The sequence below is a fragment of the Serratia sp. NGAS9 genome (genome assembly GCF_009905295.1).
Classification (GTDB): Bacteria; Pseudomonadota; Gammaproteobacteria; order Enterobacterales; family Enterobacteriaceae; genus Serratia; species Serratia bockelmannii.
The window spans coordinates 1960466-1977260 of sequence record NZ_CP047605.1; the positions used below are offsets into that span (position 1 = coordinate 1960466).

General features: G+C 58.6%; 17 protein-coding genes, 2 tRNA genes and 2 other RNA genes. 12 read left to right on the forward strand and 9 right to left on the reverse strand.

Going from position 1 to position 16795, the window contains the following annotated elements; genetic code table 11:
* Positions 1–69: 69 nt before the first annotated feature.
* From GUC32_RS09470 to GUC32_RS09490, 5 genes are all read right to left on the reverse strand, one after another.
* Positions 70–756, reverse strand: a complete 687-nt coding sequence (locus tag GUC32_RS09470) for an FRG domain-containing protein (RefSeq protein ID WP_089196927.1) — start codon at positions 754–756, stop codon at positions 70–72.
* A gap of 219 nt (positions 757–975) precedes the next feature.
* Positions 976–1095: non-coding RNA, RtT sRNA (locus GUC32_RS09475), on the reverse strand.
* 46 nt (positions 1096–1141) lie between these two features.
* Positions 1142–1261: non-coding RNA, RtT sRNA (locus tag GUC32_RS09480), on the reverse strand.
* 46 nt (positions 1262–1307) lie between these two features.
* Positions 1308–1397 (reverse strand) — tRNA-Ser (locus GUC32_RS09485).
* 362 nt (positions 1398–1759) lie between these two features.
* A tRNA-Ser gene (locus GUC32_RS09490) sits at positions 1760–1849 on the reverse strand.
* Positions 1850–2296: 447 nt separating this feature from the next.
* Between GUC32_RS09490 and GUC32_RS09495 the strand changes: the two genes are divergently transcribed.
* The 6 genes from GUC32_RS09495 (at position 2297) to GUC32_RS09520 (ending at position 9194) form a co-directional block, all read left to right on the forward strand.
* On the forward strand, positions 2297–3763 hold the full coding sequence (locus GUC32_RS09495) for a peptide MFS transporter (protein ID WP_049203463.1): 1467 nt from the start codon (positions 2297–2299) through the stop codon (positions 3761–3763).
* 126 nt (positions 3764–3889) lie between these two features.
* Positions 3890–4831 (forward strand): glyoxylate/hydroxypyruvate reductase GhrA, encoded by a 942-nt coding sequence (ghrA, locus tag GUC32_RS09500; RefSeq protein ID WP_043141640.1) that lies wholly within the window; start codon positions 3890–3892, stop codon positions 4829–4831.
* Positions 4832–4921: 90 nt separating this feature from the next.
* Entirely contained in the window at positions 4922–5659 is a 738-nt protein-coding gene (locus GUC32_RS09505) for a phosphatase (protein WP_025302439.1), read from the forward strand.
* Positions 5660–5701: 42 nt separating this feature from the next.
* The gene (locus GUC32_RS09510; protein ID WP_048322934.1) at positions 5702–6280 is read left to right on the forward strand and encodes a molecular chaperone; all 579 of its coding nucleotides are present in this window, start codon (positions 5702–5704) and stop codon (positions 6278–6280) included.
* A gap of 158 nt (positions 6281–6438) precedes the next feature.
* Positions 6439–7092, forward strand: coding sequence for a tellurite resistance TerB family protein (locus GUC32_RS09515; RefSeq protein ID WP_346421572.1), 654 nt, complete (start codon positions 6439–6441; stop codon positions 7090–7092).
* 68 nt (positions 7093–7160) lie between these two features.
* Entirely contained in the window at positions 7161–9194 is a 2034-nt protein-coding gene (locus GUC32_RS09520; protein WP_049209421.1) for a S9 family peptidase, read from the forward strand.
* A gap of 35 nt (positions 9195–9229) precedes the next feature.
* Here the strand turns inward: GUC32_RS09520 and exoX are convergent, their stop codons facing one another.
* Complete coding sequence (gene exoX, locus GUC32_RS09525) at positions 9230–9898, reverse strand: exodeoxyribonuclease X (protein WP_004928833.1); 669 nt, start codon at positions 9896–9898, stop codon at positions 9230–9232.
* 26 nt (positions 9899–9924) lie between these two features.
* Positions 9925–10671 carry a carbon-nitrogen hydrolase family protein gene (locus GUC32_RS09530; RefSeq protein WP_049209422.1) on the reverse strand — a complete coding sequence of 249 codons (747 nt, stop codon included), beginning with the start codon at positions 10669–10671 and terminating at the stop codon, positions 9925–9927.
* A 369-nt stretch (positions 10672–11040) separates the two neighbouring features.
* Here GUC32_RS09530 and dksA point away from each other — a divergent pair, with 369 nt between their 5' ends.
* Positions 11041–11466 (forward strand): RNA polymerase-binding protein DksA, encoded by a 426-nt coding sequence (gene dksA / locus GUC32_RS09535; RefSeq protein ID WP_049203468.1) that lies wholly within the window; start codon positions 11041–11043, stop codon positions 11464–11466.
* Positions 11467–11470: 4 nt separating this feature from the next.
* Here dksA and GUC32_RS09540 read toward each other — a convergent pair whose 3' ends face one another.
* Positions 11471–12367, reverse strand: coding sequence for a LysR family transcriptional regulator (locus GUC32_RS09540; RefSeq protein WP_043141627.1), 897 nt, complete (start codon positions 12365–12367; stop codon positions 11471–11473).
* Between the two features lie 148 nt (positions 12368–12515).
* On the opposite strand from GUC32_RS09540, the gene GUC32_RS09545 reads away from it, so the two are divergent.
* Both GUC32_RS09545 and pip read left to right on the forward strand, forming a co-directional pair.
* Positions 12516–12911, forward strand: coding sequence for a RidA family protein (locus GUC32_RS09545; protein ID WP_049203470.1), 396 nt, complete (start codon positions 12516–12518; stop codon positions 12909–12911).
* A gap of 156 nt (positions 12912–13067) precedes the next feature.
* Positions 13068–14021 carry a prolyl aminopeptidase gene (gene pip, locus GUC32_RS09550; RefSeq protein ID WP_025302447.1) on the forward strand — a complete coding sequence of 318 codons (954 nt, stop codon included), beginning with the start codon at positions 13068–13070 and terminating at the stop codon, positions 14019–14021.
* Between the two features lie 30 nt (positions 14022–14051).
* On the opposite strand, the gene GUC32_RS09555 is transcribed toward pip, so the two are convergent.
* Positions 14052–14282, reverse strand: a complete 231-nt coding sequence (locus GUC32_RS09555; protein WP_043141621.1) for a DNA polymerase III subunit theta — start codon at positions 14280–14282, stop codon at positions 14052–14054.
* 344 nt (positions 14283–14626) lie between these two features.
* Here GUC32_RS09555 and ftnA point away from each other — a divergent pair, with 344 nt between their 5' ends.
* From ftnA to copD, 3 genes are all read left to right on the forward strand, one after another.
* Entirely contained in the window at positions 14627–15145 is a 519-nt protein-coding gene (ftnA, locus tag GUC32_RS09560) for a non-heme ferritin (protein ID WP_369435695.1), read from the forward strand.
* A gap of 324 nt (positions 15146–15469) precedes the next feature.
* Positions 15470–15853 (forward strand): CopC domain-containing protein YobA, encoded by a 384-nt coding sequence (yobA, locus tag GUC32_RS09565; RefSeq protein ID WP_025302450.1) that lies wholly within the window; start codon positions 15470–15472, stop codon positions 15851–15853.
* Positions 15854–15855: 2 nt separating this feature from the next.
* Positions 15856–16737 carry a copper homeostasis membrane protein CopD gene (gene copD / locus GUC32_RS09570; RefSeq protein ID WP_025302451.1) on the forward strand — a complete coding sequence of 294 codons (882 nt, stop codon included), beginning with the start codon at positions 15856–15858 and terminating at the stop codon, positions 16735–16737.
* Positions 16738–16795: the final 58 nt, after the last annotated feature.

Sequence of the window (16795 nt, forward strand, 5' to 3'; positions counted from 1 at the left end):
TCGGGCTTTTTTGTTAGCATCTAAATGACTTTTTGAGTAACTCGAAATTTTTACAGTTAAGTTTTGATATTAGTTTGTCTCGTTTTTCCAGTTTATATATTTACAGAGCCCTTCCAGATCAGGGAATAAGGTTCGGCTACTGACACCATGTCTGTCTAGAGATTTTAATAGTTTTTCCCTGGTATCTTCTGGGATTTTTATTTCTTGAACTGACTCTGATATTTCATTGTTTTTTTCCAGGGGAACGAACTTCTTAGAGGATTTTGAGTACTTATGTGCAGTAAACCAACCATGCTGCGCGATAATTCTAGGGTTATTTAACTTTGGCCTTATAACCTGTGTTCTTCCTGTGTCAAATGGTCCTTTTTGCGGCTCTTTCAGATATCGATTTGCATCCAGTGCATAAACATAAACATCCCCTTTTTTCCAATCATTACATGCAAAGAATAAGGCTGCAAGTGGATTGCTAGTCCAATCTAATAACCGAGTCTTCATGCCGAAGTGTTGTGCTATTACTAAGAGATCCCAATCATCAAGATCATTTTTAGGTAGAATCGATGCGCCCATTCGCTTTAACTCTTTTATTAATTCTTGCTCAGCACTTGTTGAGTCGGTTTTTGGATTTTTTCGCGCTATACTTGGCAGTAAATTACCTTTTTCTGCTTGCCCCCTGAATAGCATCAGCTCCGAGTCATTGCCAAGTCTCTCCACTATATCGACAAATTCAGAAAAATTTTTTGCTGTTTGTGATTTCATTTTTAACCTATTTTTATTTTTTGTTGAGTTGATAATGCATATATTTATCTAATCATCTAAGTAGAAAGATGCTAATGGGGATAAATATATCTCTACATTTACTCTAAGTAAATACGTTTGACGTGATTGCCGAGACGTTCTCAAGAAAATAGAGTTTAATTTAAGTGGTTTTTAAATTAAACCCATCAGGAAAGTGATGGTAGGCTTCTTCGTAGAATATGGCGGTAAGGGAGGGATTGATTCGCTGCGCTCACCCTGCGGGCCGCCGTTGGCGGTCCAAAACGCGAGCGTTTTGTCGAACCCTGTCGAGGATTCTCACCCTCCCGCTCGGTGCACTATGCATACAAAAAAGCCTGAACGCGAGTTCAGGCTTCTTCGTAGAATATGGCGGTGAGGGAGGGATTGATTCGCTACGCTCACCCTGCGGGCCGCCGTTGGCGGTCCAAAACGCGAGCGTTTTGTCGAACCCTGTCGAGGATTCTCACCCTCCCGGTCGATGCGCTATGCAAACAAAAAAGCCTGAACGCGAGTTCAGGCTTCTTCGTAGAATATGGCGGTGAGGGAGGGATTCGAACCCTCGATACACTTTCGCGTATACACACTTTCCAGGCGTGCTCCTTCAGCCACTCGGACACCTCACCATATTTTTTTGTTGCGAAATCATCGCTGCAACGGGGCGCTACTATAGGGAGTGGGGCCGATCCGGTCAAGAATAATTTCTGTGTTTTTGCTTGTCCGCTCAAGCCGTGTTCACTTTGTTGAAAACTGCGGCGAACTACACGTCAGAAGTCATGAAAGGGCGAGAAAATCAGAGAGGCGGTTCGAGGAGAACCGAGAAAAAGGGGAACCTCGGTAGCGTAAGGCGGGAGGCGTTCGCGGCGGGCCGCCGTTGGCGGTCCAAAACGCGGGCGTTTTGTCGAACCCTGTCGAGGCTTCTCACCCCTCTCGGCGGTGCGCCATGCAAAAAAAGCCTGGACGCGAATCCAGGCTTTCTCTTTAAATTTGGCGGTGAGAGAGGGGTTCGAACCCTCGATACACTTTCGCGTATACACACTTTCCAGGCGTGCTCCTTCAGCCACTCAGACACCTCACCGTTTTGTTGTCGATAACGCTTTGCGCTGTCGACGGGCGCTAATGTAGGAGAATCTGATCTCAGCGTCAACCCTCTTATTTCATTCTCATGACTGTTTAGCCAAACTTGCAGCAATTTGCTGATTTACCGAACGATATTCCCACTCGTGGCCACACGTGGGCAGGGTAGACCGCAGTCGGAATCCATAAAAGACGATTGTTTGACCTTTTTCTGTACAGGTAGCTCAATATATCGCCACTGACGTTAGGTTGTCTGCTGTTATATGCATTAATACTGGATTATTAGTCAGATGTGTCGCTAAATGGAATTGTGTCGGCGCGGCGTTTTTGGCAAGGAACATCACAACGCCGCGCAGATTGCCGGGTGACAGGCCGGCGATATCGCAGACAGGGACAGACTCATTACATAATAATGCAGTAGAGGTTCGTTTTGACTCCTTCAGATGCCATGCCGGCGCCGCAAGCGCGCCATGCCATTCCCCCCGGTGCGGGGGCGCTGTTCTTCATCCAGATCTTCGCCACGCTGGGTTTCGCCGTACTCTATTCCACGCTGGTGCTGTACGCCACCAAGCGGCTGGGCTTCAACGAAAGCAGCGCCAACGCCATGATGGGCGTGTTCGGCGCCTTCAACTATGGCCTGCACATGTTCGGCGGCTATCTCGGCGGCCGTTTCCTCAGCAACCGCAACCTGTTCGTGCTCGGCATGGTGCTGCAGGTGATCGGCTGCGCGCTGATTGCCGTCGCGGGCGTGTGGGGGCTGTACTGGGGGCTGGCGATGTTCCTGACCGGCAGCGGCCTTAACGTGACCTGCATTAATATGATGCTGACTCAGCGTTTCAAGCCGGACGATGATCGGCGCGAATCGGCCTTCCTGTGGAACTACGCCGGCATGAACCTCGGGTTCTTCGTCGGCTTTACCGTCGCCGGTTATTTCCAACTGACGGAAAACTACCGCGCGCTGTTCCTGTTTGCCACGCTGGGCAACGCGGCGGCGATTATCGTCGCCGTCTGCCGTTGGCGCATTCTGGCCGATCTCAATACGCCGCTGCACGATGCCAGCCGCAGCCAATACCGTTGGCGCATGCTGGTCGGGCTGGCGGTGTTGGTAGCGCTGGTGCCGATCATCCGTGTGATGCTGACCCACGCCGAGTTCAGCGGCCATTTCGTGATTGTGCTCGGCGCGCTGATCTTCCTGATGCTGTGCGTCGTGACGCTGCGCCACCATCCGCGCGATGAGCGCCGCAGAATGGCGGCTTATCTGATCCTGGCGCTGGGCTCGCTGGTGTTCTGGGCGCTGTACCAGCTGGCGCCGATGGGGCTGATGCTGTTCTCCGAGCACAACATCAATCTGAACGTTTACGGCATTCAGGTGGCGCCGCAGTGGATCCAGAACATCAACACGCTGGTGATCGTGGTGGGCGGCCCGCTGCTGGCCTGGTGGTTCAATCGCCTGCGCGCTCGCGGTTGCAACATCGACATTCCGCTGCAGTTCTCCGGATCGCTGTTCTGTATCGGGCTCGGCATGCTGGTGCTGCCGCTGGGCATCAGCATGGCGGGCGGCGACGGGCTGGTGGCGTTTAAATGGATCGTCATCAGCTATGTGCTGCAAAGCGTTGGCGAATTGATGATCTCGCCGATCGGTTACGCGATGATCGGCAAGCTGGCGCCGCCGCGCTATCAGGGCGTGATGATGGGCTGCTGGATGATGGTGACCGGCGTCGCTTCGGTGTTGGCGGGCTACGTCTCCGGCCTGATGCCGGAAAACAGCGGCAACACGCCGCTGCAAACCAATCCCGGCTACAGCGAAATCTTCAGCGCGCTGGGCTGGGGGGCGACGGGCGTCGGCGTGGCGATGCTGATTCTCATTCCGCTGCTGCGGCGCCTTATCCGGCGCGACGGCCCGTCTGCCGCCTGATTGGCGAGTATGCGCAACAGCCCCACTGGTCGGGGCTGTTTTTATTTTGGGCTTTAACGCTTGCATCCGGCGGCGAATCGCGGAAGGCTGGAGGAAAACCAATAAAAACAAACGGGAGCCCGCAGTATGAACATCATTTATTACCACCCCTTGTTTAACGCCCAGGAATGGCTGGCCGGCATCAAGCAACGCCTACCGCAGGCCGAGATCCGCGAGTGGCAGCGCGGCGACGAGCGGCCAGCCGATTACGCGCTGGTGTGGCGCCCGCCGCACGAAATGCTGGCCAACCGCCGCGATCTGAAAGCGGTGTTCGCCCTCGGCGCCGGCGTCGATGCCATTCTTGATCAGGAGCGCAAACACCCCGGCACGCTGCCCGCCGGCGTGCCGCTGCTGCGGCTGGAGGATACCGGCATGGCGCAGCAGATGCAGGAATATGCGCTGAGCTATGTACTGCGCTATTTCCGCCGTTTCGACGAGTATCAGGCGCTGCAGCAGCGGCAGGAATGGCAGCCGCTCGATCCTCACTCGCTGGATGATTTCACCATCGGCATCCTCGGCGCCGGCGTGCTGGGGCAGAGCGTGGCGCGCAAGCTGACCGAGTTTGGCTTTCGCGTGCGCTGCTGGAGCCGCAGCGCCAAACAGATCGACGGCGTGCAAAGTTTCGCCGGGGAGGCGCAGCGCGCGGCCTTCCTCGACGGCGTCAAACTGCTGATCAACCTGCTGCCCAATACGCCGGAGACCGTCGGCATCCTCAACCGCGAGCTGTTCGCGCAGTTGAGCACGGGCGCTTATCTCATCAACATCGCGCGCGGCGCACACCTGGTGGAGGCCGATCTGCTGGCGGCGCTCGAGCAGGGGCAGCTGGCCGCCGCCACGCTGGACGTGTTCACCCGCGAGCCGCTGCCGCAGGATCACCCGTTCTGGCGTCATCCGCGTGTCACCATAACCCCGCATATTGCTGCCATCACGTTGCCGCAGCAGGCGATGGATCAGATCGCCGCCAACATCCGCGCGCTGGAGGCGGGGCACACCCCGGCCGGCGTGGTCGACAGGCAGCGGGGTTACTGATCCTTCAGCCGCCGTTCGGTAACTGATAAGCTGTTATCGTCATCGCGCCTGCCCGTACCTTTGCGGGCGGGCCCTCTGGAAGGAGAAACAATGTACCCCGTTGATTTGCACATGCACACCGTCGCCAGCACCCACGCTTACAGCACGCTGCACGATTACATCGCCGAAGCCCAGCAGAAGGGCATCAAGCTGTTCGCCATCACCGATCACGGCCCGGACATGGCCGATGCGCCGCACTACTGGCACTTTATGAACATGCACGTCTGGCCGCGCCGGGTGAACGGCGTGGGCATCTTGCGCGGTATCGAAGCCAACATCAAAAACCTACAGGGCGACATCGACTGCACCGGCCCGATGTTGACCGCCACCGACGTGATCATCGCCGGTTTCCACGAGCCGGTGTTTGCGCCGCAGGATAAAGCGTCCAATACTGAAGCGATGATCGCCGCGATGGCGCAGGGGGACGTGCATATCATCAGCCACCCCGGCAACCCACGTTATCCGATCGACATTCCCGCCGTCGCGGCGGCGGCGGCCAAATACGAGGTGGCGCTGGAGCTGAATAACTCGTCGTTCACCCACTCCCGCAAGGGCAGCGAGGCCAACTGCCGGGCGATCGCCGCCGCCGTGCGCGATGCCGGCGGTTGGTTGGCGCTGGGTTCGGATTCGCACGTTGCCTTTTCGCTGGGTAACTTTGAGCACTGCGAGCGCATCATCGACGAGGTGGGCTTCCCGCAGGAGCGCATTCTCAACGTCAGCCCGCGCCGGCTGCTGGATTTTCTCGAACGGCGCGGCAAGCCGGCGATTGCGGAATTGGCCGATTTGTGACATCGTCCCGGCAAAATTTTCCGTATTGAATAAGGCTTTATCATGAATGAGTTTTCGATTGTCTGCCGCGTGCTGGGTACGCTGTTCTACCGCCAGCCGCAGGATCCGCTGCTGGTGCCGCTGTTTGCGCTGATCAAAGAGGGCAAGCTGCAGCAGCACTGGCCGCTGGAGCAGGATGACCTGCTGAAGCGCCTGCAGCAGGGCTGCGACGTCAACCAACTGGCGACTGACTTCAACGCGATGTTCGTCGGCAGCGAGTGCAGCGTGTCGCCGTTCCGCTCCGACTACGTCGAAGGCGCCAGCGAAGCGGAAGTGCGGGCCTTCTTGCAGCAGCGCGGCATGCCGCTGGCGGAGGCGCCGGCCGACCATTTCGGCCAGCTGTTGCTGGCGGCGTCCTGGCTGGAAGATCAGTCGCAGGAAGATGAAGCACAGGCGCAGATCGCGCTGTTCGACGAGTTCCTGTTGCCGTGGTGCGGCCGCTTCCTCGGTAAAGTGGAAGCGCACGCCACCACCGGTTTCTACCGCACGCTGGCGCTGATGACTCGCGACGCCATCCAGGCGATGCGCGACGAGCTGGCGGAGTACGAGCAGGACGACGAAGCGGGCGACGAAGACGCGTAACGCCGCAGCTTATCCCGGCGGGCCGTCCGGCCCGCCGATCCGCTAAACACAGGTTTGCATCCCCCAGACGTAAATTGACAAAAGATCCCCTAATCTGGCGGTTTACCGTCGGTTCGGCCGCGCCTGCGCGCCGCGTTTTTTCACGCAAGGGGTAGATGATGAAAAGTAACTGGATGCAGCAGATTCAAACGTTGATCGGGCAGAAGGCCGGCGCGATGGGCGGGGCGGAAGGCATCGGCAAGCTGCTGGCGCCCACGGCGCTGGGCGGCCTGGTCGGCGTGCTGTTGGCCAACAAGTCCTCGCGCAAGCTGGTGGGCAAGTTCGGCAAGAATGCGCTGATTATCGGTGGTAGCGCGGCGGTGGGCGCAGTGCTGTGGAACAAGTACAAACAGCGGGTGAAAGAGACCCATCAGGACGAATCGCAGTTCGGTTTGCAAACCACGCCGGTGGATCTGCGCGCCAAACGCCTGGTGCAGGCGCTGGTGTTTGCCGCCAAGAGCGACGGCCATATCGATGCCGACGAGCAGCGTGCCATCGATCACAGCCTGGCGCAGTTGCAGGTGGGGGAAGAGGCGCAGGGTTGGGTACAGGAAGCGCTCGATCAGCCGCTCAACCCGGCATTGATCGCCCGCAGCGTGCAAAACGAAGACGAGGCGCTGGAGGTTTATTACCTGAGCTGTCTGGTGATCGACGTCGATCATTTTATGGAGCGCGGCTATCTCGATGCGTTGGCACAGGCGCTGAAGATCCCGGCGGACGTCAAGCAGGGCATCGAGAGCGACGTCAACGAGAAAAAGCGCGAGCTGGCGTAGCGCCGCTTGGCAAGCCGGGGGGAATCGTGTCACTCTTGCCGCAATCTATGTAAGCGGATGATTTAGCAATGATGACCCCACCGAAAGCGGAAAAACGTCCTTATCCCATCACTATCCACGGCGACACGCGCGTGGATGACTACTACTGGCTGCGCGACGACGAGCGCGCAGACCGCCAGGTGCTGGACTACCTGCAGGCGGAGAACGCCTATACCGATGCGATGCTGAAGCCACAGCAGGCGCTGCGTGAAACCCTGTACGAAGAGATGGTGGCGCGTATTCCGCAGCAGGAACATTCGGTGCCTTACGTGCGCCATGGCTATCGCTATCAGACGCGCTACGAGCCGGGCAACGAATACGCGATTTCCGTGCGCCAGCCTCAGGCCGAGAGTGAGCACTGGGAGGTGCTTATTGACGGCAACCAGCGCGCCGAGAATCACGAGTTTTATACCCTGGGCGGGCTGGACGTCAGCCCAGACAACCAGCGGCTGGGGGTGGCGGAGGATTTCCTGTCGCGCCGCCAGTATGACATTCGCTTCAAGAACCTGGCCGACGGCAGCTGGGCGGACGAAGTGCTGGAAAACACCTCCGGCAGCTTCGAGTGGGCCAACGACTCCTCGACGGTCTACTACGTGCGCAAGCACGCCAAGACGCTGTTGCCGTATCAGGTCTATCGTCACGTGGTGGGCAGCGATCCGCAACAGGATGAGCTGATTTACGAAGAGCGGGACGATACCTTTTACGTCGGGCTGGAGAAGACCACCTCCGAGCGCTTTATCCTGATCCACCTGAGCAGCACCACCACCTCGGAGATCCTGCTGCTGGATGCCGATCGCGCGGACGCCAAGCCGCAGCTGTTCGTGCCGCGCCGCAAGGATCACGAGTACGCCATCGATCACTATCACCAGCATTTCTATATCCGCTCCAACAAGGACGGCAAGAACTTCGGCCTGTACCAAAGCGAACAGGCGGATGAAGCGCAGTGGCAGACGCTGATCGCCCCGCGCGGCGACGTGATGCTGGAGGGCTTCAGCCTGTTCCGTGATTGGTTGGTGGTCGAAGAGCGCAATGCCGGCCTGACGCTGCTACGCCAGATCCATTGGCAAAGCGGCGAAGAGAAGCGCATCGCCTTCGACGATCCGACTTACACCACCTGGCTGGCGTATAACCCGGATCCGGAGACCGCGCTGCTGCGCTACGGCTATTCGTCGATGACCACCCCGACCACGCTGTACGAGCTGAACATGGACAGCGGCGAGCGGACGATGCTCAAACAGCAGGAAGTGAAGAACTTCACGCCAGAAAACTACCGCAGCGAGCGGGTGTGGGTGAAGGCGCGCGACGGCGTCGAAGTGCCGGTCTCGCTGGTGTATCGCCAGGACAGCTTCCAGCGCGGCACCAACCCGCTGATGGTGTATGGCTACGGATCTTACGGCAGCAGTATGGATCCGGCGTTCAGCGCCAGCCGCCTGAGCCTGCTGGATCGCGGTGTCGTGTTCGCGCTGGCGCACATTCGCGGCGGCGGTGAGCTGGGGCAGCTGTGGTATGAAGACGGTAAACTGTTCAACAAGCAGAACACCTTCAACGATTTTATCGACGTGACCGAAACGCTGATCGCCCAGGGGTACGGCGACGGTAAGCGGGTGTTCGCGATGGGCGGCAGCGCCGGCGGTCTGCTGATGGGCGCGGTGATCAACCAGGCGCCGCAGTTGTTCCACGGCGTGGTGGCGCAGGTGCCGTTCGTCGACGTGGTGACCACCATGCTGGATGAGTCCATCCCACTGACCACCGGCGAATACGACGAGTGGGGCAACCCGAACGAGCAGGCCTATTACGACTACATCAAACAGTACAGCCCGTACGATCAGGTGAAGGCGCAGGAGTACCCGCATCTGCTGGTGACCACCGGTCTGCACGATTCGCAGGTGCAGTATTGGGAGCCGGCCAAGTGGGTGGCCAAGCTGCGCGAGCTGAAAACCGACGATCGGCAGCTGCTGCTGTATACCGACATGGATGCCGGCCACGGCGGCAAATCCGGCCGCTTCAAGGCCTATGAGGATATTGCGTTAGAGTACGCCTTCATTCTGGCGCTGGCGGAATAATAGCGTTCGGCGGGCGGCCTGCGCCGCCCGCCGTGTTAGCCAATCAGATAGTATTTCAGCGTGTGCTTCATGTCCGGGCTCAGATCGTCGATGGATTTCAGCATCCAGCGCAGATAGCCAGGATCTTCCTGGGCGATGCGATCAATCTCCTGCCCGCGATACTTGCCGAACTTGAACTTCTTCAGCAGCACCGGCTGTTCGGTGATCTGCACCATTTGCTCCGGCGTCCAGCCCGAATCCTTGATGATGCGTTGCAGCAGCGCGGCGGTGACGTAGCAGTCATACAGCGCGCGGTGCGGGTACAGCGTGGCGTCTGCCGGCAGCTGCACGTCCAGATTCAGCGCGTAGCGCAGATACTGGTTGCCGTACTTGATGTCCGGATACAGCGTGCGCGCCAGCTTGAGGGTGCAGATCCAGGCGCCGTTCATCTCTGGCAGCACGCCGCGATCGAAGGCGGCGTTGTGCGCCACATAGTATGGGCTGCCCTGATAGCGGCCGATCGCCACCGCAATGCGCGGTTTGCCTTCCACCATCTGTTCGGTGATGTGATGAATCGCCATCGCGTCGAGGCTGATGGGGCGATCCGGGCTGACCAGATCGCTCATCGGGTTGGTTAACTGGCCGTCGAGCAGATCGAGGGAGGCCACTTCCACCACGCCGCCGTCCAGCCCGCAGGTCTCGGTATCTATTACGCGTAACGTCATGTTTTCCTCCGCGTTGCCGTCAGGCTTCAGCTTAACCGGCACAGGCGGCCGTGCCAACCGTCGCGGGTCTTGTCGGCGATGATAAGACCAGGGGCGTCATCCGGTGCGGCAACCAAAAGCGCTCCCGTTTCATCCCAGATGGCGCTGCGGCCTGCCGGGATCCAGCCTCCGGTTGGCGCTGCATGGTTGGCCATCAGCGTGACCATGCCATAACGACGGGCATAGCCTGCCAGCGCGGCGCTGTCTTTCGCGTAACCGGCTTCAGATACCAGCACGCCGGCGGCATAAATCTGCGCACCCGCCAGCGCGGCGGCGCTTGCGTGGCCGGCTTGCGAGGTGTCGGCGCAGATAGCCAGCGCGATGCGTTGCCGATGTATTTCCAGCAGCGTGCCGCCATTACCGGGCAAGAACCGTTGTTGTTCCGCGCCGTGCAGATGTTGCTTGGTATAGGCGGCCACCGCGCCGTTGGGGTGAAAGATCAAGGCGGCGATATGCAGCGCCTGGCCGCTGCGCAAGGGCGCGCCGACGATGATCGTCATCTGATGCGATTGCGCCGCCGCAGCGAGCGGTTGCAGACGCGGATCGCCCAGCGTCAGCGCCAGTTCGGCAGCATCGGCCAGCTCATAGCCGCTTAGCGACAGTTCGGGAAAAACCAGCAGTTGCACCTGCTGTTCGGCTGCCTGCGCGACAAATTCAAGGTGACGTTCAAGGTTGCAGGCGATATTGGCCGCAGCGGCGGGGTATTGGGCTGCGGCGAGGGTAAAGCAGGGCATTGGCCATCTCTCCAGTGAGGCAATAAAAAACCCGCCTTGGCGGGTTTAATGACGGATGGAAGGACGCTTACTCACCAGACGGATGCGCTTTTTTGGCGCGTTTCTCCGCACGTTTCTCTGCTGGGGTTTTCAACGGCTTCTTCTTCGCATTTTTTTTGCTATCCATTCCCTTACTCATGATGGCCTCTCGTTACCTATGATTGGGTGGCTTGCTCAGCCATTAACCGCCTAAAGCCGACAGGATGCAAGCGACAAAGTGCCAGTAGTGTGTAACTGGCTGTTTGTACGTGAAATTTTGTTTTTGGATGACCGGGTGCTTAAAATAATTATTATGTTATAATATTACACCTTTAGGGTTCGGAGAACGCAATGACAGTGATGACATTACCGGATGCGCAGCAACTGCTGGCCATGCCGGATTCTGATTACATGAACTCGGTTCAACGGGCTTTTTTCCGCCAGCTGCTGCAGGATGAGCGGCAAAAACTGCTGCTGCACATCGATGAGCTGAAGAAGGCGATCGACAGCGGCGAAGCGACGGGCGATGAAGCCGACAAGGCGGCGCGCGAAGAAGAGCTGCGCCTGTTGTTCCGCCAGTTGGATCGCGAAAGCCGCCTGCTGCCGAAAATCGATGCGGCGCTGGCGCGGTTGCAGAACGGCGAGTACGGCTACTGCCGGGAAACCGGCGAACCTATCGGCTTGGCACGCCTGATGTTGCGCCCGACGGCGGAACTGAGCATCGAGGCGAAAACCGCACAGGAGATGCGCGAGCCGCATATGCGTAAAGGCGGGTAAGGTTTCAGCCGCCGAGCGTATCCACCAAGAGATCGAGAAAGCGCCTGACGCGGGGTTCCAGCAGGCGCTTATTCGGATAGAGCGCCACAATCCTGACTTCTTCACCCTCCACGGCGCGCAGCACCTGCTGCAGACGACCGGCGGCCAAATCCTCCGCAATCATAAACTCCGGCAGATACGCGATGCCCAACCCGGCCAAGGCCGCATCGTGCAGCGCTTCTCCGCTGTCCAGCCGCAGGCGGCCGCGAACTGGGGCCTTGACCCATTCGCCGCGCTCGTCACGCAGCCGCCAGGGCTGTTTTTGGTTGCGGCTGCTGAACAGCAGAGCCTCGTGCCCGGCGAGCGACTCGACGGTATGCGGTTCGCCACGGGCGGCGAGGTAGGCGGGGGAGGCGCACAGCAGGGCGCGATACCTGGCGAGGGTTCTGGACACCAGCCGGGTATCCGGCGCCGTGACGCCGATCCGTACTGCCAAATCAAATCCTTCTTCCACGACATCCGCCAGGCGATCGGAAAAACTGATCTCCACCTGCACCTCAGGCCAGGCGACGAGAAATTTCGGCACCAGCGGCAACAGGATCCGTCTGCCGAAGGCGGAAGGGGCGGTCAACCGCAGCACTCCGCGTGCGGTGCCCTTGTCGCCGGCCACGCTGGCCTCGGCATCGTCGACCGAAGCGAGGATCTGCAGGCCACGTCGATAAAACTCTCGTCCCTCGTCGGTCAGGCCAAGCGAACGCGTGGTGCGATGCAACAGCCGCACGCTCAGCCGCTGCTCCAGACGCGCGATGGCCTTGCCCGCCGCCGAACGCGATAGCCCCATCGTCTGTCCGCCGGCGACAAAACTGCCGGCGTCGACGACGGCCATGAAAACCTGAATGTCATTGAGATTCGCCCGTAGCATGCTGCCCTCCGAGAACCGGTGAAAAGACAATAAATTTAACATATTCAATATATTAAATGCATTGTCAACGTCGTTTCAGTGACGACATCCATTCGCCAATCAAACGATTATAGTCGTCATTGAAACGATAAACGGTTGGAGAAACAGCATGAAAAATGGCATCACGCACTACCACCACGGGGTCATTTGGGAAGAGGAGAATGGCGTGTCCCAAGGCTATCGCGTCAAGGATACCCTCTACATCTCTGGGCAGTTTTCCCATGATATGCAGGGGGAGTTTGTCGGTGCGGGCGATATCGAACGGCAAACCCAACAGACGTTGGACAATCTGGATCGGGTATTGGCGGGATTCGGTGCCGAACGTTCGAACCTGGCGTATGTGGAGATCTACCTGACCGATGTACTGGCGCACTTTGAACCGTGCGTTGCGTTGTTCAAGCGCTATGTCGGCGATCACCGGCCCGCCGGTTCGCTGATCGGCGTCACCGGGTTGGCTTCGCCCGAGCAATTGGTGGAGATCAGTGCGATCGCGCACCTTAACTGATCGGGCCTGTGGGCGTTTTGCAGGCAGGTCGATGTGATTTTGAGCAAACGCGCGCCGAGTTCTCGGCGCGCGTTCGAGTTTTCGGGTTTTACCGTTGACCTGCCGTGCGGCTTCCGCTTTGATGAAAGCATGACTCACAGAGAGACGGAAAGCGCCATGGAACAATTACGAGGTTTGTACCCGCCGTTAGCGGCATACGACAGCGGTTGGCTGGACACTGGGGATGGCCACCGGATCTACTGGGAGCTGAGCGGTAACCCGAACGGTAAACCGGCGGTCTTCATTCACGGTGGACCGGGTGGCGGTATCTCCCCGCATCATCGTCAACTGTTCGATCCCGAACGCTACAAGGTGCTGCTGTTCGATCAGCGCGGTTGCGGCCGTTCCCGCCCGCACGCCAGCCTGGACAACAATACCACCTGGCACTTGGTGGCCGATATCGAGCGGTTGCGCGAAATGGCCGGCGTCGAGCAGTGGCTGGTGTTCGGCGGCTCCTGGGGGTCTACGCTGGCGCTCGCCTATGCGCAGACCCACCCGGAGCACGTCAGTGAAATGGTGCTGCGCGGCATCTTCACCCTGCGCAAGCAGGAGCTGCATTGGTATTACCAGGACGGCGCTTCGCGCTTCTTCCCGGACAAATGGGAGCGCGTGCTGTCCATTCTGTCGGATGACGAGCGTCAAGACGTGATCGCCGCCTACCGGCAGCGGCTGACCTCGGCCGATCCGCAGGTGCAGCTTGAAGCGGCCAAGCTGTGGAGCGTGTGGGAAGGGGAGACGGTCACGCTGTTGCCGAGCCGTGAATCTGCTTCGTTTGGCGAGGATGATTTCGCGCTGGCGTTCGCCCGTATTGAAAACCACTACTTCACGCATCTGGGCTTCCTGGAGAGCGATGACCAGCTGCTGCGTAATGTGCCGCTGATCCGCCATATTCCGGCGGTGATTGTCCACGGCCGCTATGACATGGCCTGCCAGGTGCAGAACGCCTGGGATCTGGCCAAGGCCTGGCCGGAGGCGGAACTGCATATCGTGGAAGGGGCGGGGCATTCGTATGATGAGCCGGGTATTTTGCACCAGCTGATGATCGCCACCGACCGGTTCGCCGGCAAGTGACGCAAAAACCCGCCGTAATGGCGGGTTTTGTTATTTGACCTTCGGCTCGTACGGCAGGCGCGAAAATCGGTGGGATTCCGCGCGGTAGTGCGCCACGCGCTCGCGAAAATAGTCGCGCAGCGGCTCCGGCTGCTCGCGCTCTACCACTTCCGGGATCACCGGCATGTTGTAGCGCTCTTTGTACGCCACGCCTGAGGCGGCGAGATCCACGTTCACCCTGTCCATCTCTTCTTTGGACAACTCGGCCAGATTGTAACCCACGCTATGCTCCTTACTTACTTTGCCGCATTGAATCTGCGCAGAAGGTAATCCACCCGGCGGCGCTTGGCAAGCCCGTTGCGCCGCCGTCGCGGGCGATATTTATCCAGCAGTAATGCAATCTATTTATTCTTTTAAATAAGAATGATTCGCTTTATGATTAAAATAAAAGATGAAAATAATTATCATGTTAATTCTCAATGTATTGGTGATATTTTAATTTATTGATATTTATGGTTTTTATAATTAATGTGATTTGAGTGTAAATAAGGTGTTTTTATTTTTACGGCAGCAGGGCATAATGCGCGGAAATTAAATTCATGACCTGCAAAATAAAAGGAATCATTATGCTGACGCAAGAAATGACTCAAAAGCTGAATGAGCAACTGAATCTGGAGTTCTACTCCGCCAACCTGTACCTGCAGATGAGCGCATGGTGCAGCGATAAAGGCTTTGAAGGCGCCGCCGCATTTCTTAAAGAGCACTCTCAGGAAGAGATGCAGCATATGCAACGCCTGTTCGACTACCTGAGCGACACCGGTTCTCTACCGCTGCTGGGCAGCATCGCCGCGCCGCCGGTGGCGTTCGAATCGCTGGCGGACGTGTTCCAGCAGACCTACGAACACGAACAGCTGATCACCCGTCAGATCAACGAACTGGCGCACGCCGCCATGACCGCGCACGATTACTCCACCTTCAACTTCCTGCAGTGGTACGTGGCGGAGCAGCATGAAGAAGAGAAACTGTTCAAATCCGTGCTGGATAAGCTGGCGCTGGTGGGCACCAGCGGCAAAGGCTTGTTCTTCATCGACAAAGATCTGAAGAAAATGGGCTCGATGGGCCAGGGCGGCAACGGCCAGGCTTAATCTGCACCAGAACATCGAAAAACCGCGCGCGGGCGAGCCTGACGCGCGGTTTTTTTTACCCTGCGTTTATCGCGGTTATGCGGCGATACGTGCTGCCGGATCGCAAAATGCCAGTGATGCGCTCGACTTGCCGCAGCCTGGTCGTTATGATTTACCGCGATACGCTACAGGGATGGTAGAGTCAAAACAGCGGGTTAGCCGATATAACCCGTTTTTCTGTTTACCCGTGGCGCAATCACTTGCGGTGGGTTGGGGCCGCTGATACATCGCCTTGGCTGTGGCCTTAACCCTTATGACCCTCTTTTACTGTTAAGGGATACCACTGTGATCGGTAAAATTCGTTCCTCCTGTCGCCTGCTTTCCACCGTTTTCGTCCTGTTCGTTGGCCTTTCTTCACAGCAAGCCTTGGCGCACGCTCACCTGAAAGTGGAAACGCCGAAGGCCGACGCTAGCGTCAGCCCGGCGCCGAAGGCGCTGACTCTCAGCTTCTCCGAAGGCATCGAGCCGAACTTCAGCGGCGTGAAAATCACCGGCCCGGACAACGCCGTGGTGAAAACCGGCAAACTGCAGCTCGATCCGAACAATAACACCCAGGTCAACGTGCCGATCGACGGCGAGCTGAGCGCGGGCAAATACAACGTCAGCTGGCATGTGGTGTCGGTCGACGGGCATAAAACCAAAGGCCAGTACAGCTTCACCGTAAACTGATCGTGACTCTGGCGACCCTGTTCGTTCTGTGTCGCTTGGTGCACTTTGCGGCGGTGATGCTGATGTTCGGCATCAGTCTGTTCACCGCCTTATTGTCACCGCAGCGCCTCTCCCCGATCCTCTCCCGCGATGTGCGCCCGCTGCTGCTTGCCGGCACCTGGGCTGCCGGGCTTTCCGCCGTGGCGCTGCTGGCTATTCAGGCCGGGCAGATGGGCGACGGTTGGCAAGACGCTTGGCGGCTGGAGATTTGGTGGGCGGTGCTCGGCACCACCTTCGGCGAAGTGTGGCGCTGGCATCTGGGCCTGTCGCTGCTGGCGATCCTGAGCCTGCTGCTGCCGGAGCGGCCGCGCGCGCAGGCGTTGGCGCTGTGTTCGGCGCTGCTGCTGGTGAGCCTGGCGTTTATCGGCCACGCGGCGATGCACGAAGGCACGTTGGGCGCGCTGCACCGCGCCAACCATGCGATACACCTGCTGGCCGCCGGTTACTGGTTCGGCAGCCTGGTGCCGCTGCTGGTTTGCCTGCGCTACCTGCAGCCGCCGCAGTGGCGCAGCGACGCCATCACCACGCTGATCCGTTTCTCGCGCTGGGGGCACCTGGCGGTGGCGGCGGTGATCGTCACCGGCATCGTCAACAGCCTGATCATTCTCGGTGGTTGGCCGCTTAACCTCAGCTCGCCTTATCAGCGCCTGCTGCTGATTAAAACCGCACTGGTGGCGCTGATGGTGATGGTGGCGCTGGCCAATCGCTACGCTATCGTGCCGGCAATGAGCCGCGTGCCGGCGCTGGCGCAGCGCGGCGTGGTGCTGGCCTGCTGGCTCGAAGTCGGGCTGGGGATGGCGGTGCTGCTGCTGGTCAGTTTATTTGCAACCTATGCGCCGGTATGACATTTCAGCTTGCCGCAGGCCGGCAAGCTGCGGGAAAATCGACGCGAATAGCAACCTT